Raw genomic sequence first — 20,742 nt, forward strand, 5'->3', positions numbered from 1 at the left:
GGCCGGGTGCGCCATTGGGGCGGATACCGGAAAAAGCCGGCGGTCAAGCGCCTCTTATCACGGTATTTTGGGACATGAACAGGAGGGTTGGTAGGAGTTAGCGCAACCAAGTTGAGGTTTAGCGCCATCACGATTTGTCTGCTGTAAATCAAGGCAGCTATTTGGGCGCAGCAAGGCAAATTTGCCGCATACCTGCCGCAAGAAAGGCATGATTCGAGGTTACGAGTTGATTCGGTTGCTCAAAACCGCCAACAATGTCTTACAAAAAAGCGTATTATTGCGCGAGTGAGCAGGAATAGGGGTGAACCCGATGTCAAAGATTGCACTTGTGGATGACGACAGAAATATCCTGACGTCAGTATCCATGACCCTCGAAGCCGAAGGGTTTGAGGTCGAAACATATAATGATGGGCAGGCAGCGCTGGATGCGTTCAATAAGAAACTTCCGGATATGGCCGTTCTGGATATCAAGATGCCGCGGATGGACGGCATGGATCTGCTACAGAGGCTCAGGCAGAAAACGCAGATGCCGGTTATCTTCCTGACCTCAAAAGATGATGAAATCGACGAGGTTCTGGGCCTTCGGATGGGCGCAGATGACTATGTTAAGAAACCGTTCTCGCAACGCCTTCTGGTCGAGCGCATCCGGGCGCTGCTGCGTCGTCAGGAAGCGGTAGAAGGGGATGCAACCAGCGTTGCGACCGGGGACACCAAGGTAATGGAACGCGGTGAGCTGCGGATGGACCCGCTGCGCCATTCGGTAAGCTGGAAAGGCAATGATGTCTCTCTGACTGTAACCGAATTCCTGTTGCTGCAGGCACTGGCACAGCGTCCGGGATTTGTAAAAAGCCGTGATCAGTTGATGGATGTCGCTTATGATGATCAGGTCTATGTGGACGATCGGACCATCGACAGCCATATCAAACGCCTGCGCAAGAAGATGCGGGCCGCTGATCCGGATTTTTCGGCGATCGAAACGCTGTATGGTATCGGATATCGTTACAACGAAGAATAGGCGCGGCCGTTTGTGAAGAAGGCGAAGGGGTCTCGTGCGCGATACTGAACAAGCCAACCAAGAACACGACGCGGATGTCGTATTGGGGGATGACTGGGTCATTCCCCAAGATTCCGAGTCTGCGGAACTGCAGGCCAAGCGATCGCGGCGAAACCTTCTTACGTTGCGCTATTCGCCTCTGGCACGTAGGATCATTACGTTCAACCTGATTGCCCTGGTCATTCTGGTGGCGGGTTTGCTGTATCTGGACGACACGCGCAAAGAGCGTGTTCAGCAGACAGCGGTCGATTTGGTTGGGGATGCACAGCTCGTCAGCAACGTATTTGAAACCCAACTGCGACAACCTTCGGGAAATGGTGCCGTAACGCTGGACGTGCGAGATACCCTGTCCGGGCTTAGCCTTCCCGAGGGTGGCGAAGTTTTTGTATATGATAATACAGGAACTCTGATCGGTTGGACACGCGGTGTGTCGCCAGGTTCAGAACTACCAAGCCTGCTGCAACAGGAAGCTGACACAGTCTCGGGCAGCACTTTGATCAGCGATGCGCTTAATGCGGTTTGGAATGGTTTGTCCGCCATTTTTAGCAGCAGGACAGATGTTGAAGCGCCAACACTGGCACAACGTGTGCAACAATTGATCCCGCAGGCGTTGGATGGTCGCCTGCAAGTACAGGCCGTTCAGGACGACATGGGCAAGACGGTTATTGTGGCCGTGGCGCCAATTCTTGTCGAAGACGTACCGGTTGGTGCTGTCGCCATGGCAGGCCCTGCAGGTGAGATCGATGCGCTGGCCCGAAAAGAGCAAGAGCGCATCCTTCAGATGTTTGTCGTTGCATTGCTGGTCTCAATCGGTCTGAGCCTTGTTCTGGCCTCAACCATTGCGAACCCGCTGGCAGATCTGGCCGCCGCTGCCGAGATGGGCAAGGATCGGGGCGCGGGGGTAAATCCGGGCCGTATCCGTATCCCCGATCTCAGCGCCCGACCGGATGAGATCGGTCGCCTAAGCAAAGCTTTGCGCGGGATGGTCACCGCGCTTTACAACCGCATCGACGCAAATGAGCAGTTTGCGGCGGATGTTGCGCATGAAATCAAAAACCCTCTCGCCAGTTTGCAATCTGCAGTCGGAACCATGCGCATGGTTAAACGTGATGACCAGCGCGAAAAATTGCTGGGTGTTATCGAACATGACGTGCGGCGACTGGACCGTCTTGTCAGTGACATCTCAAACGCGTCCCGGCTGGATGCGGAGCTTGTAAAAGAAGAAGAGCAGCCCTTTGATCTGCTCAATCTACTTGGGAATATCAGCCAATTTCTGGGTGAAGACGCCCGTTCGAAGGGGATCGACTACATCACTGATTTTCCGGCAGGGCCCATCGTGGTCAACGGGCTCGAGGCGCGATTGGCACAGGTTTTTGTCAATCTGATCACCAACGCGATTTCCTTCTGTGAAGACGATGACGCCATTCGCGTCTGGGTCCGCCGTCGCGACAATCGTGTGCTGATTGTCGTTGAAGATACTGGCCCGGGCATCCCTGATCAGGCACTGACCAAGATATTCAAACGCTTTTATTCTCAACGCCCCGAAGAGCATTTCGGCAACAACTCGGGCCTCGGCTTGGCAATTTCGAAGCAGATCGTCGAGGCGCATGGTGGAGTAATCTGGGCCGAAAACATTCGCCCGACCGAAGCCGATATCACTTCGGACCCGCTGGGCGCACGGTTTGTGGTCGGGCTTCCTGTCTAGACCATGAACGCGATCCCGCTCCAGGATATCGCAGATCAAAGGACGGCTTGCATTCACGCCACTTGCGTGGCGGTGCAAGGTTCTGGGGTGTTGATCATCGGTGCTTCGGGTGCAGGAAAATCTGGGCTGGCATTGCAGATGATGGCGCTGGGTGCTCAGCTGGTTGGAGATGACCGGGTCGATATGTTTGTGCAGAACGATCAGGTTGTGGCAAATGCAGTCGCGCCAATCGAAGGTTTGATTGAGGCGCGTGGCATTGGGTTGCTACGGGCTGCTAGCGTGGGCCCTGTCCCGTTGGCTTATATCGTGGATCTGGATCAAACAGCTTCGGCGCGTTTGCCCGAGCCTTCTGACGTTTGCGTGCTGAAGCGAACTGTTCCCTTGCTTCGGGGCGCTGGGGTACCCAATTTGGCCGCAGGACTAATTCAACTTGTGAGAATGGGGCGCGTGGCCCCGGAATGGCCAAATTCATGATAGCACAAACGCGCGTCGTATTGGTTACGGGCCCCTCTGGCGCCGGGCGTTCGACCGCGATCCACGTACTGGAAGATCTTGGATTTGAGGCGATTGATAATCTTCCAATGGGTTTACTGGTTCGTCTTGTGGACAGCTCTGAGCCGACGCGCCCAATGGCCTTGGGTATCGATACGCGCAATCGTGATTTTTCGACCATCGGTTTCATCGAACTTGCCGCCAAACTGGGCAGGATGGAAGATGTCGACCTCACGATTCTCTATTTGGATTGCAGCGACGAAGTGCTGCTGCGCCGGTTCTCGGAAACACGCCGCCGCCACCCGGTCGCTGCGGATGCCAGTCCGGAAACGGGCATCCGGCAGGAAAAAGAACTGCTGGCCCCCATTCGCGAGGTTGCCGATACGCTGATCGATACCCGAACGCTGAATGTTCACCAGTTGCGCGAGGAAGTCGAACGCTGGTTCGCCCCTAGAGGAGGGCGTCATCTGGCGGTTTCGATCGAATCCTTTTCGTACAAACGGGGTTTGCCGCGTGGTTTGGATATGGTGTTTGATTGCAGGTTTTTGGCCAATCCCTATTGGCGGCCTGAACTGCGTGATGCCGATGGGCGAAATTCGGATGTGGCAGCCTATGTTCGGTCAGATCCGAACTTTGAGGCATTCTTTGATCGGGTTGTCGATCTGTTGATCGAATTGCTTCCAGCGTTCCGTGAAGAAGGTAAGGCGCACCTCTCAATCGCGTTCGGGTGCACCGGAGGGCAACATCGCTCAGTCGCTGTGGCCGAAGCGGTTGCAAAGGCCCTTGCGGAAGGGGGCCAGCAGGTGGCAATTAGGCACCGCGAAATGGAACGACGCGCATTGAATGTGAGGCCGAAGTGATCGGGATCGTAATTGTTGCACATGGCGGTTTGGCGCGCGAATATCTTGCGGCCACACAACATGTAGTTGGAAAACAGCCCGGGTTGGTGGCTATCCCGATCGAAGCTGATCATGATCGCGAGGCAAAACAAGCTGAGATATGTCGTGCTGCTGACAAGGTCGATATGGGCGATGGCGTTGTCGTTGTGACCGACCTGTATGGCGGCAGCCCCTCGAATCTCAGCTTGCGCGCGTGTGCACCGCAGGATCGGCGAATCCTTTACGGAGCCAACCTGCCGATGCTCATTAAACTGGCCAAAAGTCGCCATCTGCCGCTGGCCGAAGCCGTGCGTTTAGCACTGGAAGCTGGTCGAAAATACATCAATGCGCAAAATGTGACGCTGGATTGATACCGGATACAATCATATGACGACCAAGAGTTTGAAAATAATAAATGAAAAAGGCCTACATGCCCGCGCCTCAGCCAAGCTGGTTGAGGTGGTCGAAGGCTTTGACGCACGTGCCGAGGTGTCGCGCGACGGGCTTTCTGCCTCGGGTGACAGTATCATGGGCCTTTTGATGTTGGCAGCGTCGCGCGGAACTACTATTGACGTCGAGACGTCCGGCCCGGATGCTGAGGCGTTGGCAGAAGCGTTGGAAACCCTGGTGAACGACAAGTTCGGCGAAGGGTTCTGATAGCGTAACTGCGACGATATCAAGGACGGAAAGACCAGGCAATTGGCGGAAACCACGCACGAAACAAAGACCGGCCCAGTCGCAGATCAAGACACCGACCAGGGTGAAATCTACGACCGCAGAACGCTGACCTACGCCAACTCGTTTGACGATGCCTGGACGTCCACCGCCATTCGCGCGATCGAATGGTGTACCGGCAAGCTGACCATTCTGCGTATGGTCAACAAGTTCGAAAAGCAGAACGAACATTATCGGGGCCAGAAATTCTGGGGCGGTGCGCTTAAGATTATGGGCATCAACCTCACCACCCCCGCCGAACAGATCGCCTGTATCCCAAAAGAGGGCCCGGTTGTGGTTGTCGCCAACCACCCGCACGGCATGGTTGATGGCATGATCCTTGCCGAACTCATAGGTCAGGTTCGTAGTGATTATCGTATCCTGACCCGTTCGGTTCTGACCGGTTTGGATGAGGCAGCAACCTCGTTCATGATCCCGGTGCCGTTTCCGCACGACCCCGAAGCGCAGGCCAAGATGCTTGAAATGCGCAGCAAGACGATGAATCACCTGGCCGATGGCGGCGTAGTCGCTCTCTTCCCTTCAGGTGTTGTGATGTCATCGGATGATTGGTTCGGCCCTGCGATCGAGCGGGAGTGGAACGTCTTTACTGCCAAGATGATCCGCCGCTCGGGCGCTAAAGTGGTGCCGATCTTCTTCCCCGGCAGCAACTCGCGTTGGTACCAGATCGCCAATCGGCTTTCGCCTATACTTCGCCAAGGTCTTTTGCTGCACGAAATTGTCCGCTCCTGCAACAAGCCGCAGTCTCCGGTTATAGGCGACCCGGTGTCAGATGAAGATATGGCGCTTTTGGAACGCGACCCACGTGGTTTCATGGCTTGGCTCCGCGATCACACGATTGCCCTGGGCAAACACTGATCCGTCTCTTCATCTGGCCATAAATATCTCGGGAGTGAATTGAGCCGCGGGCTCAAGAGAGGGCTGGACCTCTTATGCACTATCGCGTCGGAACCGGAACTTCACCGCGGTAATCGTAGAACCCTCGTTCGGTCTTGCGCCCCAGCCAACCAGCCTCGACATATTTCGTCAGCAGCGGGCATGGACGATACTTGGTATCAGCCAGACCATCGTGCAGCACATTCATGATCGCAAGACAGGTATCTAGGCCAATGAAATCCGCGAGCTCCAGCGGCCCCATAGGGTGATTGGCGCCCAGCTTCATGGATTGGTCGATAGACTGAACGCTGCCGACGCCTTCATAAAGCGTGTAGACCGCCTCATTGATCATCGGCATCAGGATCCGATTGACGATAAAGGCCGGAAAATCCTCGGCGCTGGCTGAGGTCTTTCCCAATCGGTCCACAACAGCCTTGCAGGCGTTGAACGTTGCCTCATCCGTGGCAATACCCCGGATCAATTCGACCAATTGCATCACTGGCACCGGGTTCATGAAATGGAATCCCATGAAGCGTTCGGGTCGATCCGTACGGCTGGCCAACCGGGTGATGGAAATCGACGATGTATTCGAGGTCAGTATTGTGTGAGGCTGCAAATGAGGTAGCAGATCCTCAAAGATCGCCTGCTTCACCGTTTCCCGCTCGGTTGCAGCTTCGATCACAAGGTCGGTCTGCCCCAGATCCGGTAGGTTTAGGGTCGTGGTGATCCGCCCCAAGGCGGCTTTTACCGCCTCGTCTGATATCTTGCCGCGCGACGCTTGCCGCACCAGATTGGTTTCGATTGTCGAGATTGCACCATCTAGGGCATCCTGGCTGATATCGTTCAGAAGAACATCATACTCTGCCAGCGCCATCACATGAGCGATCCCGTTGCCCATTTGTCCAGCGCCGATCACTCCGACTGATTTTACGTCCATATTCTGATGTCCTTGTTCGCAGGATACGGGCGACATTATCGGCACTTCGGCGCGGGCGGCAAGGGGATCGGCCCGATCAAATTCGCTTCAAATGCGCGCATTAGGATTTTCGCAAGACTTGCGGCGGCAAAATGGCAGTTGGGTGAAAATTTGGGTGAGTGTGATGAGCTATCAATCAATCAACGCGGATGGTTCCGTTGAAACAACGTGCACCTATGGGGCCTCGAAATTGCTCTACCGAGGCCCGCAAAGAGCTTTGGAGAGGCCTTACGTGGCGTGCTTCGGGGGCGAGGAGACATTTGGTCGTTTTGTTGAGGCACCGTATCCCTCAATACTCGAGCACCGCCTACAGCGCCGGTGTCTCAACTTTGGTAGTCTGTTTTGCGGCCTTGAGTCGTTGACACGGGATTCCGGGCTGCTCGAACTCGCGAACCAGTCCGAGCTTTGTGTTTTGCAGTTGCCTGGTTTGCTTGGCCAGACCAACCGGTTCTATCGAGTTCATCCTCGTCGTAATGACCGTTTCGTTGCACCAACGTCGGAATTGGTGGGGTTGTATGCCGAAATAGACTTCACCGATGTCCACTTTGTTCGTCATCTGCTGAGCCGTTTGAAGGCACATACAGATGCGCGCTTTGAGATGATTGAGCAAGAGCTGCGCAAAGGTTGGGTTGAAAGGCTCGGTACTTTTCTGCGCAAAGTTAAGCCTCCGGTTATGTTGCTCGAATTGAAAGCAGATCATCACGCGCTGGGCTCGGTATCGGATGATCCGGTTACGTTGGATACATCGAGTGTCGAAGTGTTGGTGCCTCAAAGCGCAGGCCTCATTACTCTGCATGTGCAGGTATCAGGCGCATCTGATGAGCTTGAGGATATGTTATTTGGCACTCTGCAGCAGCCAATTGCTGAACATATGATCGGCCCTGCCACACATCGCAGAATCGCAGACGCTTTGAACCGTGCGATCAGAGATTTGGGCATTTAGAGAAAAGGCCCGCCAATGGCGGGCCTCATAGAAATTTTGAAGAAAAACCTCGCCTGTTATCAGCCGAGTTTCTCGGTTAGCTCCGGTACGGCTTGGAACAGGTCGGCAACCAGTCCGAAATCGGCGACCTGGAAGATTGGTGCCTCTTCGTCCTTGTTGATCGCAACAATGACCTTGGAGTCCTTCATGCCAGCCAGGTGCTGAATCGCACCAGAAATACCGACGGCGACGTAAAGATCGGGGGCAACAACCTTACCGGTTTGACCCACCTGCCAGTCGTTCGGCGCATAGCCCGAGTCGACCGCTGCGCGCGACGCGCCAACAGCAGCGCCCAGCTTGTCCGCCAGCGCCTCGATCAGCTTGAAATCTTCTTCCGAGCCAACACCACGGCCGCCCGAAACTACGACGCCTGCCGAGGTCAGTTCCGGACGGTCGCTTTCAGCAACCTTATCCTCAACCCATTCGGAAAGACCTGGGTTATCGCCAACCGAGATGGTCTCGACAGAAGCCGCGCCGCCTTCGCCCGCAGCATCGAAGCTGGCGGTCCGGATGGTGACAACTTTCTTGGCGTCGTTCGATTTCACGGTCTGGATCGCGTTGCCCGCGTAGATCGGGCGCTCGAAGGTCGACCCGTCAACCACACCAGACGCATCCGAGATCACCATCACGTCCAGCAGGGCGGCAACGCGCGGCATGACGTTTTTGGCGTCGGTGGTGGCAGGAGCAACGATGTGCTCATAGCCATCAGCCAGCGACACGATCAGCGCTGCGGTTGATTCCGCCAGGCGATGGCCCAGCGAGGCATCTTCGGCGACCAGAACCTTGGACACACCATTGATCTTGGCAGCAGCTTCACCAGCGGCAGCGGCCGAACCACCTGCGGCCAGAACGGTGATTTCGCCCAGCGACTTGGTGGCTGCGACGGTTTTGGCGGTCGCGTCAAAGCTCAGTTCGCCGTTGTTGACTTCGGCAAGCAGAAGTACAGCCATTACACAGCCCCCGCTTCTTTGAGTTTCTCAACCAGCTCGTCGACCGAGCCCACGACGATACCAGCGGCGCGCGCCGGCGGCTCGTCGGTTTTGACGATTTCAAGACGCGGAGTGACATCGACGCCGTAGTCGGCGGCGGTTTTCTCATCCAGCGGCTTTTTCTTCGCCTTCATGATGTTCGGCAGCGACGCATAGCGCGGCTCGTTCAGACGCAGGTCAACGGTGACGATGGTTGGCATCTTGACGCTGATAGTCTGCAGACCACCATCCACTTCGCGGGTGATCTTGGCGCTGTCGCCTTCGATATCCAGCTCAGATGCGAAAGTGCCTTGCGACCAGCCCAGCAGGGCCGACAGCATTTGGCCGGTGGCGTTCATGTCGTTGTCGATCGCCTGCTTGCCCGCCAGAACGATGCCCGGCTGCTCTTCCTCGACCACTTTGGCGAGAATTTTCGCCACGGCCAGAGGCTCGATGTCGGTGTGTACGTCATCAGCTGCGACAACCAGGATCGCACGGTCTGCACCCATGGCCAAGGCGGTCCGCAGGGTTTCCTGCGACTGTTTCACACCGATTGAAACGGCAACAACTTCGTCAGCCTTGCCCGCTTCTTTCAGGCGAATTGCCTCTTCCACTGCGATTTCGTCGAAGGGGTTCATCGACATTTTTACATTGGCGAGATCAACTCCGCTCCCGTCCGCCTTAACACGAACTTTCACGTTGTAGTCGATCACGCGCTTGACAGGCACAAGTACCTTCATTTTTGCGTATGCTCCTTACAAAAACGGCAAGCCGCGCAGCGACTCCACCAATGCTCTCGCGGTTTAGATAGCGGGTCGTGATGCGCTGCAACAGAGCAAAATCGTCACGTCATGCTTTCGAGACGTCGCGTTTTGTCATTTTTTCGACAAGAAACGAATTTTTATTTCTCCATGACGGGCGCGATCAGCGGTTCGCACCCGGAACCCAGAGCACATCATTGCGTCCGCCATTATTGGCGCAGCGCGCGGCGACAAAGAACCAGTCGCTAAGTCGGTTGAGATATTTCACCGCCGTTTCATTGACCGGTTCCATATTTGTCAGCTCAACCGCCAGACGTTCTGCCCGGCGCGAGACCGTTCGACAGACATGCAGATGCGCCGCCAGACGTGAACCGCCCGGCAGGATGAAGCTGCGCAGCGGTTCGAGTGTTTCGTTCATTGCGTCGATCTCTGCCTCCAGCCGATCAATCTGGGCGGGGACGATGCGGAGAGGCGGGTAGTCGGCTTCGGCATCCTTGTCCATATCGGGGCGGCAGAAATCAGCCCCCAGATCAAACAGGTCGTTCTGGATGCGGGATAGGGCGGCTTCGACCTCTCCTTCAGCCTCGGTTCGGGCGACGCCGACAAAGGAATTCAATTCGTCCACTGTGCCATAGGCCGCGACACGCCCAGAGTATTTCGCGACGCGCTCACCATTGCCTAAAGCGGTTTTGCCGTCATCGCCTGTGCGCGTGTAAATCTTGTTGAGAACAACCATGCCTTAAACTCCCTGTCCGCGCAGGTAGACGTAGAGCACGATTAGCACCACTGCAATGAACTGAAACAGGATGCGCAGGCGCATCATCTTGTTGCTTTTCATGGCTGCGTCTTTGCCGGGTTTTCCAAAGTTGGCAATGCCCATCACCAGCACGGCAACCACTGCCGCCATAGCCAGAAGCAATACGACCATTAATAGGTCCATAAGATCACCATCCTTGTTTGTTCTCGCGATGACCCCTCATCTAGCGTTGATAGAGGCAAAAGCGAACGGGTAATTTCGCCTCAGATGTCCGAGAGAATGCGGTCGATGGTTCGGGTCGGCAGGATGCGGCGCAGATATCCAGCGATGTAGGTCGGCGTCGTCACATAGTAGCGTGCGCGCGGGCGTTTGGATTCGACTGCATGAGCCAGTTTGGCCGTAACGGCAGAAGCAGGCAGTTCGAACCTGTCGTTTCCAGATGATTCGTAGAGGCGTTTCAGCAACGAATCCTCGTACTTCTGGCGCAGGGCAGAGTTTTTCCAATCTATGAAGCGTTCGAACACCGGGATTGAGTTCACTCGGATTTTCGAGGTCACCGGACCCGGTTCGATCAGGATGACCTTGATATCAGTATCCCGAAGCTCCAACCGTAATGTGTCGGTCAGGCCTTCTATGGCATATTTGGTGGCAACATATGCGCCACGCCATGGAAATGCGACCAACCCCAGTACCGATGAATTCTGTACGATCCGTCCATGGCCTTGTGCCCGCATCACCGGAATCACCTGTCGGGTCAACTCGTGCCAGCCAAAAACGTTGGTCTCGAAAATCAGGCGCATACCTTCGATCGGGACGTCTTCGACCGCACCGGGAAGGCCGTGCGCGCCATTGTTGAACAGTGCATCCAGCGTGCCTCCGGTTGTTTCAAGCACCTGGTTCAGACCGGATGCTATGCTGTCGGTGTCGGTGTAGTCGATCAGCGGGCTGTCGAAACCTTGCGCCCGCAACCGATCACAGTCGCGCTGCTGCCGACAGGATGCAAAGACACGCCAGCCACGTGCGCGCATGCCGTGCGCCGCATCCAGTCCGATGCCCGAAGAGCACCCAGTAATAAGAATGGTCTTTTGCATGTCACTTCCGAAACTGAACCTCGCCCCCTTGGTATTGCGAGCTTCAGGTCAGGACAATGACACAGTTGCGTCAGTTTGTTGGCTTCCGAACCAGTGATGCAGAAATCCAACCCACACTTTGCCCGGGAAGCAGTCTCAGCCGCAGCCATCCCGTGCCTGAATCGCTTAGCACTTCAACCCGTTGGCCAATATTTGCCTTTGCTATGATGGGGTAGATCGTACCAGGCCCGTCGCGCATGTTTACGCGTGTGCCTGATATCTCCCGAATGTCCTTTTCGGGTTCGATAATCTGAGAGGTAGGCGTGATATCGTCCTGAACCTCGGTTTCAACCTGCACCAGCCCGGCGGCACCGTCCTCAAGCGAAGCGAGCGTGAAGCTGGCACCATTTCCGTCAAATGCGGAAAACTGAGGCAATGTATTGGCCGCGACTTGTGAAAGAACAACAGCTGTATCCTCCTCGGCCAAGGGTTCAGGTTCTGCTCGCGCGGCAACAGGGCGGGTTGCGACATTGGTCACGAGTTCTTCAGCACGCGGCGTTGGCGCAGAAGTGGGTTTGGGCTCAGGGGCCGTGGCAATAGGCACAGGTTGTTCGGCCCGTGTCCCGCGCGGCTCGAAATCAGGGCCTCCACTCATGACGTAGAAGCTCCACCCGAGCATGGCGAAAGTGATAACAATAACGCGCGTCATAGCGCACCCCCTGGCAATCGTAACATCAATATAAAGGCAGCAATCTTAATGTTCGAAAGCATACCATAGAACCGGGATTGAGTCGAAAGATGGGGGAAATCCGGGACTTGTCTCCCCCTGTTGCAAAAAGCGCGACTTGTCCCCAGCAAAATATGCGCCGATTGCTTTACCCGCGCGCGCTTGCGTCGTATCACATCATGTATGAACGATACGATTGACGACCCCAATATGGAGGCCCCTGACAATGGGGGCGAGATAGCTGAACCGCTGCGCCGCGCAATTGGTGAGCGCTATCTGACCTATGCGCTGTCCACTATCATGCACCGCGCTTTGCCGGATGCGCGCGATGGTCTGAAGCCGGTTCACCGGCGAATCCTCTACGCGATGCGCGAGCTGCGACTCAGCGCGACGGGTGGTTTCCGTAAGTCTGCGAAAATCTCGGGCGACGTGATGGGTAACTATCACCCACACGGGGATGCTGCGATTTACGACGCGATGGCGCGTTTGGCGCAGGATTTCAACGTCCGTTATCCGCTGGTCGACGGGCAGGGGAACTTCGGCAATATCGACGGGGATAACCCGGCGGCCTCGCGATACACCGAGGCGCGGATGACCATAGTCGCGGAGGCATTGCTTGAGGGTCTGAACGAGGACGCTGTTGATTTCCGCGACAACTACGATGGCACGCTGACCGAACCGGTGGTGCTGCCTGCACAGTTCCCGAACTTGCTGGCCAATGGCGCCAGCGGTATCGCGGTTGGGATGGCGACGAATATCCCGCCGCATAATATCTCGGAGTTGTGCGACGCCTGTCTGCATCTGATCAAAACACCGGATGCGCGCGACGACACGTTGTTGAATTACGTCCCCGGTCCGGATTTCCCGACCGGTGGCGTGATCGTCGAGCCACCAGAAAATGTCGCGCAGGCCTATCGCACCGGGCGTGGTTCCTTCCGTCTTCGCTGCAAGTTCGAAGTCGAAGATCTGGGCCGTGGTCAGTGGCAGATCGTTGTCACCGAGATTCCCTATCAGGTTCAGAAATCCAAGCTGATCGAAAAGATCGCCGAACTGATCCAGACCAAGAAAATCCCGATCCTCGCCGATGTGCGCGACGAATCTGCTGACGATATCCGCCTGGTTCTTGAGCCGCGTTCCAAGAACGTGGACCCGGAGGTGCTGATGGGCATGCTCTACCGCAACTCGGACCTTGAGGTGCGGTTCAGCCTGAACATGAACGTGCTGATCGACGGCGTGACGCCCAAGGTCTGTTCGATGAAGGAAGTGCTGCGCGCGTTCCTCGATCACCGGCAAGAGGTGCTGCTGCGTCGTTCTCGCCATCGCATGGCTAAGATCGACCATCGCTTGGAGGTCTTGGAGGGCTTTATTGTCGCCTTCCTAAACCTCGACCGCGTGATCGACATCATCCGCTATGATGACGACCCCAAGGCGGCGCTGATGCGCGAAGATTGGGGCATTGATCATGTTCGCGCGACTGATGAGTCTGATTATGTCCCGCCCAAACCGGGCGAGGGCGAGTTGTCCGAAGTTCAGGTTGACGCCATCCTCAACATGCGTCTGCGCAGCTTGCGCCGTCTGGAAGAGATGGAACTGGTCCGCGAACGCGATGAGCTGATGCTGGAACGCGCCAATCTCGAAGACTTGCTTGCCGATCCCGCCTTGCAATGGGCCAAGATCGCCGAGCAGCTCAAAGAGACCAAGAAGACCTTCGGCAAAGACTATGAAGGCGGTGCGCGTCGCACGCAATTTGCCGAGGCCGGTCAGGTCGAGGAAGTGCCGCTTGAGGCGATGATCGACAAGGAGCCGATCACGGTCGTCTGTTCGCAGATGGGCTGGATACGCGCCATGACCGGCCACATCGATCTGAAGCGCGAATTGAAATTCAAGGACGGTGACGGCCCGCGGTTCATCTTCCACGCGGAAACAACGGACCGGTTGCTGGTCTTTGCCTCTAACGGCCGTTTCTACACTGTCAGCGCTGCTAACCTGCCTGGTGGGCGGGGCATGGGCGAGCCGCTCCGTCTGATGGTCGACCTGCCGAACGAGGTGCAAATCATCGACATCCTGATCCACAAGCCGGGGCGCAAACTGCTGGTGGCCTCGGATGCGGGTAACGGCTTTATGGTGCCCGAAGATGATGTGCTGGCGCAGACACGTAACGGTAAACAGGTGCTGAACGTCAAAGGCGACGAAACCGCCATGATCTGTAAGCCGGTCGCTGGCGATCACGTCGCCGTGGTTTCTCAGAACGGCAAGTTCCTGGTGTTCCCGACGGAAGAACTGCCCGAGATGACCCGGGGCAAAGGTGTGCGCCTGCAAAAGTACAATATGGCCCGTGGGCGACAGGGGACCTTGGAACTGGATGGCGGCTTGTCCGACGTGACGACTTTCAACTGGGACGACGGCTTGAAATGGTCCATGGGTGGCGACAAGACCCGGCATGAGGCGGATATGTCCCAATGGCTGGCTAAGCGTGCAGGCGTTGGGAAAAAAGCGCCCTATGGCTTCCCGCGCGACTATAAATTCTCGTGACCAGACCAACAGTTTGGTGAATTTCTGCCGATACCGCTTGGCACAAGCGGTATCGGTGCGCTACATCCAATAAAAACAGGCCTATCGAGACGAGAGACATGTTGCGCATCCTGACACTGATCACCGGGTTGGCCCTGATGGGCGCCTGCACCCAGACACAAGTTTACGAAGAGCCCGAGTCGCTGGGTGAATTCAAAATGCGCGTTAACTATGCCTTTGCTGACAAAGCTGTGCAGGGGCCGGTTTCGCGGGATGCAACACCCGATGAATGGACTGCTGCAATTCAGAATGCAGTAGATATTCGATTGGGCCGCTACGAAGGCGCTCAGGAATACGATATTGGCATCAGCCTTGAAGGCTACATGCTTGCCCCGCCCGGTATCCCGGTGATCTACAATCCAAAGAGCACGGCTATCGTTCTGGTGAATGTGTATGACGTAAAAAACAAAGAGTTTCTGGCCAAAGGCAAGCAGTTTCAGGTTTTGGAAGACACGACCGGAGGTAGCGCCCTCAAAGGGTCCGGTCACGAACGCACAAAAGAAGAGCAAATGAGCGGGCTTTCCCTGAAGGTTGCCGACCGGGTCGAAGAGTGGCTGGCCGAAGAACATAAAGACAATGGCTGGTTTGATCGCCGCCCTGACCTTATTCAGCCGCTGGAGAACGAGGTTGTGGCGCAAAATCCGGCGTCCTGAGCGGCTTTTCCATCAGGATGTGCTTGATTTTCCCCCCTGAACCAAATATCTCGCGCGCGCAGATGTAACCGCGGGACCACGGGTCCCCCAAAATTGCAAAAGGGCGCCTGAGGAATGGCAAAGGAAAAGTTTGAGCGTAATAAGCCGCACGTCAACATTGGTACGATTGGCCACGTTGACCACGGCAAGACCACGCTGACCGCAGCAATCACCAAGTATTTCGGTGACTTCAAAGCGTATGACCAGATTGACGGCGCGCCGGAAGAAAAAGCACGTGGCATCACCATCTCGACCGCCCACGTGGAATACGAGACCGACAACCGCCACTACGCGCACGTCGACTGCCCCGGCCACGCCGACTACGTCAAGAACATGATCACCGGTGCTGCCCAGATGGACGGCGCGATCCTGGTTGTGAACGCTGCTGACGGCCCGATGCCGCAGACCCGCGAGCACATCCTGTTGGGCCGCCAGGTTGGCATCCCGAAGATGGTCGTGTTCATGAACAAAGTTGACCAGGTTGACGACGAAGAGCTGCTGGAACTGGTTGAGATGGAAGTTCGCGAACTGCTGTCCAGCTATGAATACCCCGGCGACGATATTCCGATCATCGCAGGGTCGGCTCTGGCCGCAATGGAAGGCAACAACCCGGAAATTGGCGAAGAGAAGATCAAAGAACTGATGGCGGCTGTTGATGACTACATCGACACCCCTGAGCGTGAAGTCGACAAGCCGTTCCTGATGCCGGTCGAAGACGTGTTCTCGATCTCGGGTCGTGGTACTGTTGTGACCGGTCGTGTTGAGCGTGGCGTGATCAATGTTGGCGACGAGATCGAAATCGTCGGCATCCGTGACACTCAGAAAACCACCTGTACCGGTGTTGAGATGTTCCGCAAGCTGCTGGATCGCGGTGAAGCGGGCGACAACATTGGCGCCCTGCTGCGCGGTATCGACCGTGACGGCGTTGAGCGTGGCCAGGTTCTGTGTAAGCCGGGTTCGGTTACACCGCACACCAAGTTCGAAGCCGAAGCCTACATCCTGACCAAGGAAGAAGGCGGTCGTCACACTCCGTTCTTCGCGAACTACCGTCCGCAGTTCTACTTCCGGACCACTGACGTGACCGGCACCGTGACTCTGGCGGCTGGCACCGAGATGGTTATGCCTGGCGACAACGTCGGCTTCACCGTCGAGCTGATCGCCCCGATCGCGATGGAAGACGGCCTGCGCTTCGCCATCCGCGAAGGCGGCCGCACCGTCGGCGCCGGGGTTGTGTCGAAAATCATCGAGTAAGGCTGTTAATGCCCGAGAAAACCACAAAAAAAATTGCGGTTTTCTTTAATGTCGAGCCTGGACCTCTTGAGGTCCAGGCTCATTTATTAGTCAATTCCCTCAAGCTTTTCTGCGAAGACTATCATTCGCTGCACGCACATTGCCGGTCTGATCGAATTGATGAGTTGCAGCCGGAAACGAGAACAATGTTGGCGTCAAGAGATGTTGAACTCAGAGTGCTCGAAAATCCGTTTAGCGATGGCTATCCTGCGGGAAACAAGATAGCAGGGGCTGCCCTGGAAAGAGACGCTGACTTCTCTCTGTTTCTCGATACCGACACGTTTCTGACGCAAAATACATCGTTTGCCGAGATAGCCAATCCGCAGAAAGTATCGGTCTGCCCGGAAACGCGAAATGCCTGGACAAACCGCCCGCGTGTTTGGCGTCAGGTCTATGCGTTATTTGGACTGCCCAAACCTGAAGCAAAGGTTCAGTTGCTACTAGGACAGTTTTCACATCCATTCTTCAATGCCGGGATGGTACTCTTTCCAACTGGTTCATTCGGTGACTTGTGGTTGGATACTGCACAACAGATTGATAAGATGACAGGATTGAGGGGACGCAGACCCTGGCTCGATCAGATTTCATTGCCAGTAGCAATTGCCCGTTATGGTCAGGACGCGTTGAATTCAGTTAGTCGTATCTGGAACGACACCCCGGATCTACCTGATGAGGGAACTCGGCTGCTGCACTACCATCGTCCCAGACGCTTGCGTGTGCGGGGGAGGATGCATCTGGCGGATCTCGTCTTTCAATCCAGCGGTTCAGAATTCGAAAGCTACGGCGATCTCATTCGGTATTATTCGGCCAAAGGCGTTGTCTCTGATGCGAAAGCTCTCTCGCATGTAAATCTCTCCACACCAATTCCAAAGCCGCGACCAAATTCCTGACTAAAGAAAAAAGGTGACCGCATTCTCGGCATCGACGCTGTTTTGGAAATCATCGGGTCAAGGGTGTAGGTCGGGCTCAAGTCCGGCACATCGTCGAAACTTAGAAGGCCACCCAAGAACAAGGGCGGCCCCTTTTGATTGCAGCGAACTTAGTCGCAGGCAGCGTCCACTATGAATTCTACCTTCAGTTCTGGGCGTGCCAGTTTGGCTTCACCACAAGCGCGTGCAGGGGCGTGGCCTGTTGGAACCCAAGCGTTCCAAACCTCGTTCAAACCAGCGAAATCCTTCATATCAGCCAGCCATATCGTGACGCGCAGCATTTTTTCTCGTGACGATCCCGCCTGTACGAGTAGGGCATCTATTTTGTTGAGGCAAATCTGAACCTGCTCCTGAATCGTCTCACCCTCGGCAACTTGTCCAGTCAGATAGGCCACGCCGTTGTGCTTCACGATTTTCGAGGACCGTTCGCCGGTATCAATGCGTTCAATCATGGGCATTCTCGTTGTCTTAGATTTGGTATGGTTGTTCTTGGTCACAAGATGCCTTGCTTGGCAAACAGAATTCTATTGAGTGGGCTTCAGCGAAATTGAATTAGAGGTGATCGAGTTTGGCGTGAACATATGTTCTGAAGAAGGACTCTGGATCATTGAAGATACACCAAACTCCTCGAATACATCGGGGATGATGAGAAGATTCTTCATCGAATAATCTTGGGCCCACAATGCAGAGGTGAAAAGAAACACGAATAGGGCTTTTCTTAATCAGACGTTCACCCCAATCAAAGACTAAAAACCCACCTGTGAAATGCAGCGAGTGACGTGGAACGCGGAAGCGGCGAACCGCTGAGATCAGAGGGAAATCATGTTTAGTTTTGAATTCATCAACTATGGAACTCAAATCCTTCACAGCAAGGATCTGGAGGATATGCGAGACGCGGTTCTAGGCGGAAATGACCACGAAGTTGATTGCAATGTCAGCGATTTTTGCCGTGAGCGAAAACGGTTCGACATCAAGCTTGCTGACGTTTCAGAAAGCGCACAACGGGTCAGTGCCAGATACAAATCATGATTCGCATGTACTGGGAATAGTCGGGTGCGGGCTGATCCGTTTGGGCATTTTTGCGTTGGAGAGTTATCAAGTGCCTTTGGACCAAGGCTCCCGCCCCATCATGCGGTCGGCTTCGGCAGTGATGTCGTTCATATGCTGCTCGAGACTTAACCGCAGCGTTTCTATTTGTTCTTCGGTTGCCTTTCGCGGAACTGGGTCGGTCCACTCACGGCACAGGAACACGCCTTCGTTGCGCCAGGGGCGGGGCATCAGCAGACGATCCCAGGTTCCTGCTTCGCGCCCGTGCCTGGCGGAATAGGTGATCCCAAAGACACGTTTGCCCGACGTCCGCGCCCACACCAGCGGTACAGTTGAAGACACCCGTTCAGGACCTCGGGGACCATCGGCGGCGATTCCGATTGAGATGCCCTGCTTCATTTTTCCGAGCACCTCGCGGGACAAGGCGACGTGGCGTTTGCGGCTGGACATCGCGATCGTGTCCATACCAAACAATCTCTGCACACGGCCCACCATACTGCCTGCGCGGGCAGCAGAGGTGATCGAGCAGATGCGGCCCTTGTCCAAGGGAAAGAAGTAAGGCGACTGAGCCAGACGCTGGTGCCAGAGAACCACGATGACAGGTTCGCCCTGTTCGGCCAGTTGATCTAGTTCTTCGTATCCTATGCGCCGCCAGTTTGTGTTGCGATTGACCATCCTGATATAGCTGGCAATTCGCCGCGCGACCCAGTTCAGAACGGCTTCGCTGTCGGCGATTTTCTTGCGGATGCTCAAGGCAGCGCTCCTTTTACTGGCCGAACCTTGTCTTAAAGAACTGCGCGCGGGGTGCAACTTTTTTGTCGGCGGTAAAAACTTAAAAAGCCTCTTGAGTCCGCTGCGCCTGTGGCATATCTGATGGCCCAGCCTAGGGGTATAGCTCAGTTGGTAGAGCGACGGTCTCCAAAACCGTAGGTCGCGGGTTCGAACCCTGCTGCCCCTGCCATAAAAATCAAACACTTAGACGCATTTGCATTTGCCTGCCCAAAATTTTTTGTGCTGTTTTTTGTGCGTTATTCAAAAAAACAGAACCTGATTCCATTGCGTCTAGCCGCATGAAACGGTTTGCAGTTTGGGTTCAATTTTCTTGGGTGATAATTGAATATGAACACATATAGAATCATCTAGTACGTGAGCTCTGGTATCTTGGCATGCATCCAAGACCCCTCACCTATCAGCGGCAGCAAAACGAAACGCGAGCGACATAACAGCGTTGGCCTTGGACATCTGCCGCTTCAGAATTGCCGCCAGCTTCTACAATATGTAGGGATCATTGATATCGGGCGGTGTATCCAGATCGGCAGCAGTCAAATCGCTACTCCTGTTGGCTGCGAACTGTCGGGTTTCTGATTTGAGGTATTTTGCGGCAACCGCGAGCTCGACCGCTTCACTTGTTAGCTCTTGGCTATCGCCACCAGCACCTTCAACAGTGCGTTTTGGCGACGGATCATTTCTTGGTTGCTCTGGTGATTCTGTTCCTGTCCCGAGATGATCACCAAGAGTAGATCCCGAAGCGGGGCCTCGCTCGATTGCGAGATATGGTTCTTTTGTCGGATCTGAGATCATGCCGTATCTCCCTTGTTTTCTCAATGAATTTGGCCACGTCTGCGGCTTTAACTCGCAAAGTGCGGTTTGCGTTGTGAGGCTTCAGGTCGCCACCGAGCTCGATGTTGATCCGGCTACGGCCTCGGCCATCCTGAACAGCGTCGGCCAGCTCCAAGCCCCGACGGTCGATCAGTTTGGCTAGTGCTTTCGGCTGATCTGAACGGTCCAGCTCGGCCAGCTGCTTCAGGCTTTGGCGAAGGGCAGGCAGGTCAAAGTCGTTTTCGCTTCGCTTGCTGGTATTCGTCATGGCTGTAAGCGGCGCGGGGTTTGTCTTCCCCCAAAGCTGCGGCCAGCCTGTCTGCCAGCTCGTCGAGACCTTGCTCGCGTAGGCGCATTTCTGAAAACTGGATGTGAGCGCCAGACGTGATCTTATGGCCCATCTCAAGCTCCATGCGTCGGCTGACGGCCTCGACTTTGCATTTGGAACTGAAAAGCTTGTAGGTCTTCCCAGTCTGGCTATCAAGGAGCCGGAAGATCAAAAGGGCGCAGCAGAGATTGTCGTGAAGGCTCAAGGTGCTGTGTTTGCCCGTGCTCTGAAGAAGTACGGTGAGGTTATTAATCTGCCGAGGTCTGATCCTGAGTATCATGCAGGGTTTCGGAAATATTAACGATGGG

Annotated in this window: 26 protein-coding genes and 1 tRNA gene; 16 read left to right on the forward strand and 11 right to left on the reverse strand. The window is 55.4% G+C overall.

The genetic code is table 11. From position 1 onward, the window contains the following. The first annotated feature begins 310 nt into the window (after positions 1-310). The 7 genes from AC2FI7_RS06515 to AC2FI7_RS06545 are packed head-to-tail and all read left to right on the forward strand — an operon-like array spanning position 311 to position 5,719. A complete protein-coding gene (locus AC2FI7_RS06515; RefSeq protein ID WP_010437716.1) occupies positions 311-1,015 on the forward strand; it encodes a response regulator transcription factor in 705 nt (234 codons plus the stop codon). Between the two features lie 34 nt (positions 1,016-1,049). After that, positions 1,050-2,759: an ATP-binding protein gene (locus tag AC2FI7_RS06520; protein WP_496816053.1), complete on the forward strand. Its 1,710-nt coding sequence runs from the start codon at positions 1,050-1,052 to the stop codon at positions 2,757-2,759. A 3-nt stretch (positions 2,760-2,762) separates the two neighbouring features. After that, positions 2,763-3,233 carry an HPr kinase/phosphorylase gene (locus tag AC2FI7_RS06525; protein ID WP_010437718.1) on the forward strand — a complete coding sequence of 157 codons (471 nt, stop codon included), beginning with the start codon at positions 2,763-2,765 and terminating at the stop codon, positions 3,231-3,233. Next, a complete protein-coding gene (gene rapZ / locus AC2FI7_RS06530) occupies positions 3,230-4,111 on the forward strand; it encodes an RNase adapter RapZ (protein ID WP_029621613.1) in 882 nt (293 codons plus the stop codon). Before AC2FI7_RS06525 ends, rapZ begins: the two co-directional genes overlap by 4 nt. Further along, a complete protein-coding gene (locus AC2FI7_RS06535) occupies positions 4,108-4,500 on the forward strand; it encodes a PTS sugar transporter subunit IIA (protein WP_010437720.1) in 393 nt (130 codons plus the stop codon). The genes rapZ and AC2FI7_RS06535 overlap by 4 nt, the downstream gene beginning before the upstream one ends. 16 nt (positions 4,501-4,516) lie before the next feature. After that, positions 4,517-4,786, forward strand: a complete 270-nt coding sequence (locus AC2FI7_RS06540; protein ID WP_010437721.1) for an HPr family phosphocarrier protein — start codon at positions 4,517-4,519, stop codon at positions 4,784-4,786. Between the two features lie 42 nt (positions 4,787-4,828). After that, positions 4,829-5,719, forward strand: a complete 891-nt coding sequence (locus AC2FI7_RS06545) for a lysophospholipid acyltransferase family protein (protein ID WP_496816054.1) — start codon at positions 4,829-4,831, stop codon at positions 5,717-5,719. 79 nt (positions 5,720-5,798) lie between these two features. On the opposite strand, the gene AC2FI7_RS06550 is transcribed toward AC2FI7_RS06545, so the two are convergent. Then, complete coding sequence (locus AC2FI7_RS06550) at positions 5,799-6,674, reverse strand: 3-hydroxybutyryl-CoA dehydrogenase (RefSeq protein ID WP_010437724.1); 876 nt, start codon at positions 6,672-6,674, stop codon at positions 5,799-5,801. Positions 6,675-6,837: 163 nt separating this feature from the next. Between AC2FI7_RS06550 and AC2FI7_RS06555 the strand changes: the two genes are divergently transcribed. Continuing rightward, a complete protein-coding gene (locus AC2FI7_RS06555; protein ID WP_083828986.1) occupies positions 6,838-7,656 on the forward strand; it encodes a DUF6473 family protein in 819 nt (272 codons plus the stop codon). A 59-nt stretch (positions 7,657-7,715) separates the two neighbouring features. Here AC2FI7_RS06555 and AC2FI7_RS06560 read toward each other — a convergent pair whose 3' ends face one another. From AC2FI7_RS06560 to AC2FI7_RS06585, 6 genes are all read right to left on the reverse strand, one after another. Continuing rightward, positions 7,716-8,645, reverse strand: coding sequence for an electron transfer flavoprotein subunit alpha/FixB family protein (locus AC2FI7_RS06560; protein WP_010437728.1), 930 nt, complete (start codon positions 8,643-8,645; stop codon positions 7,716-7,718). After that, complete coding sequence (locus AC2FI7_RS06565) at positions 8,645-9,403, reverse strand: electron transfer flavoprotein subunit beta/FixA family protein (protein WP_010437730.1); 759 nt, start codon at positions 9,401-9,403, stop codon at positions 8,645-8,647. Before AC2FI7_RS06565 ends, AC2FI7_RS06560 begins: the two co-directional genes overlap by 1 nt. Positions 9,404-9,587: 184 nt before the next feature. After that, positions 9,588-10,160, reverse strand: coding sequence for a cob(I)yrinic acid a,c-diamide adenosyltransferase (locus AC2FI7_RS06570; RefSeq protein WP_010437732.1), 573 nt, complete (start codon positions 10,158-10,160; stop codon positions 9,588-9,590). Positions 10,161-10,163: 3 nt separating this feature from the next. Continuing rightward, positions 10,164-10,364, reverse strand: coding sequence for a twin transmembrane helix small protein (locus tag AC2FI7_RS06575; RefSeq protein ID WP_010437734.1), 201 nt, complete (start codon positions 10,362-10,364; stop codon positions 10,164-10,166). Positions 10,365-10,444: 80 nt separating this feature from the next. Further along, the gene (locus AC2FI7_RS06580; protein ID WP_010437736.1) at positions 10,445-11,272 is read right to left on the reverse strand and encodes an SDR family NAD(P)-dependent oxidoreductase; all 828 of its coding nucleotides are present in this window, start codon (positions 11,270-11,272) and stop codon (positions 10,445-10,447) included. A gap of 70 nt (positions 11,273-11,342) precedes the next feature. Beyond that, on the reverse strand, positions 11,343-11,960 hold the full coding sequence (locus AC2FI7_RS06585) for an SH3 domain-containing protein (protein WP_238528749.1): 618 nt from the start codon (positions 11,958-11,960) through the stop codon (positions 11,343-11,345). 201 nt (positions 11,961-12,161) lie between these two features. Between AC2FI7_RS06585 and parC the strand changes: the two genes are divergently transcribed. The 4 genes from parC (at position 12,162) to AC2FI7_RS06605 (ending at position 17,421) form a co-directional block, all read left to right on the forward strand. Then, positions 12,162-14,510: a DNA topoisomerase IV subunit A gene (gene parC / locus AC2FI7_RS06590; RefSeq protein WP_496816055.1), complete on the forward strand. Its 2,349-nt coding sequence runs from the start codon at positions 12,162-12,164 to the stop codon at positions 14,508-14,510. Positions 14,511-14,608: 98 nt separating this feature from the next. After that, entirely contained in the window at positions 14,609-15,202 is a 594-nt protein-coding gene (locus AC2FI7_RS06595) for a hypothetical protein (RefSeq protein WP_010437743.1), read from the forward strand. A 114-nt stretch (positions 15,203-15,316) separates the two neighbouring features. After that, a complete protein-coding gene (gene tuf, locus AC2FI7_RS06600) occupies positions 15,317-16,492 on the forward strand; it encodes an elongation factor Tu (protein WP_010441214.1) in 1,176 nt (391 codons plus the stop codon). A gap of 8 nt (positions 16,493-16,500) precedes the next feature. Beyond that, entirely contained in the window at positions 16,501-17,421 is a 921-nt protein-coding gene (locus AC2FI7_RS06605) for a GT-B fold glycosyltransferase domain-containing protein (RefSeq protein ID WP_496815602.1), read from the forward strand. A 149-nt stretch (positions 17,422-17,570) separates the two neighbouring features. Here AC2FI7_RS06605 and AC2FI7_RS06610 read toward each other — a convergent pair whose 3' ends face one another. Beyond that, the gene (locus AC2FI7_RS06610; protein ID WP_260024731.1) at positions 17,571-17,912 is read right to left on the reverse strand and encodes a RidA family protein; all 342 of its coding nucleotides are present in this window, start codon (positions 17,910-17,912) and stop codon (positions 17,571-17,573) included. Positions 17,913-18,282: 370 nt separating this feature from the next. Here AC2FI7_RS06610 and AC2FI7_RS06615 point away from each other — a divergent pair, with 370 nt between their 5' ends. Continuing rightward, entirely contained in the window at positions 18,283-18,489 is a 207-nt protein-coding gene (locus tag AC2FI7_RS06615) for a hypothetical protein (protein ID WP_010443359.1), read from the forward strand. A 66-nt stretch (positions 18,490-18,555) separates the two neighbouring features. Here the strand turns inward: AC2FI7_RS06615 and AC2FI7_RS06620 are convergent, their stop codons facing one another. After that, the gene (locus AC2FI7_RS06620) at positions 18,556-19,260 is read right to left on the reverse strand and encodes a lysophospholipid acyltransferase family protein (protein ID WP_496815603.1); all 705 of its coding nucleotides are present in this window, start codon (positions 19,258-19,260) and stop codon (positions 18,556-18,558) included. 132 nt (positions 19,261-19,392) lie between these two features. On the opposite strand from AC2FI7_RS06620, the gene AC2FI7_RS06625 reads away from it, so the two are divergent. Next, positions 19,393-19,468: transfer RNA gene (locus AC2FI7_RS06625), tRNA-Trp, on the forward strand. 308 nt (positions 19,469-19,776) lie between these two features. Here the strand turns inward: AC2FI7_RS06625 and AC2FI7_RS06630 are convergent. After that, entirely contained in the window at positions 19,777-20,088 is a 312-nt protein-coding gene (locus AC2FI7_RS06630) for a hypothetical protein (RefSeq protein WP_496815604.1), read from the reverse strand. Between AC2FI7_RS06630 and AC2FI7_RS06635 the strand changes: the two genes are divergently transcribed. Beyond that, the gene (locus tag AC2FI7_RS06635) at positions 20,087-20,269 is read left to right on the forward strand and encodes a hypothetical protein (protein ID WP_496815605.1); all 183 of its coding nucleotides are present in this window, start codon (positions 20,087-20,089) and stop codon (positions 20,267-20,269) included. The genes AC2FI7_RS06630 and AC2FI7_RS06635 overlap by 2 nt on opposite strands. Before the next feature lie 67 nt (positions 20,270-20,336). Here the strand turns inward: AC2FI7_RS06635 and AC2FI7_RS06640 are convergent, their stop codons facing one another. Next, a complete protein-coding gene (locus AC2FI7_RS06640) occupies positions 20,337-20,507 on the reverse strand; it encodes a hypothetical protein (protein ID WP_496815606.1) in 171 nt (56 codons plus the stop codon). Between AC2FI7_RS06640 and AC2FI7_RS06645 the strand changes: the two genes are divergently transcribed. Next, entirely contained in the window at positions 20,499-20,735 is a 237-nt protein-coding gene (locus tag AC2FI7_RS06645; RefSeq protein WP_496815607.1) for a hypothetical protein, read from the forward strand. The two genes, AC2FI7_RS06640 and AC2FI7_RS06645, sit on opposite strands and share 9 nt — an antisense overlap. Positions 20,736-20,742: the final 7 nt, after the last annotated feature.

It is taken from the genome of Ruegeria sp. YTSA064, from assembly GCF_059610325.1.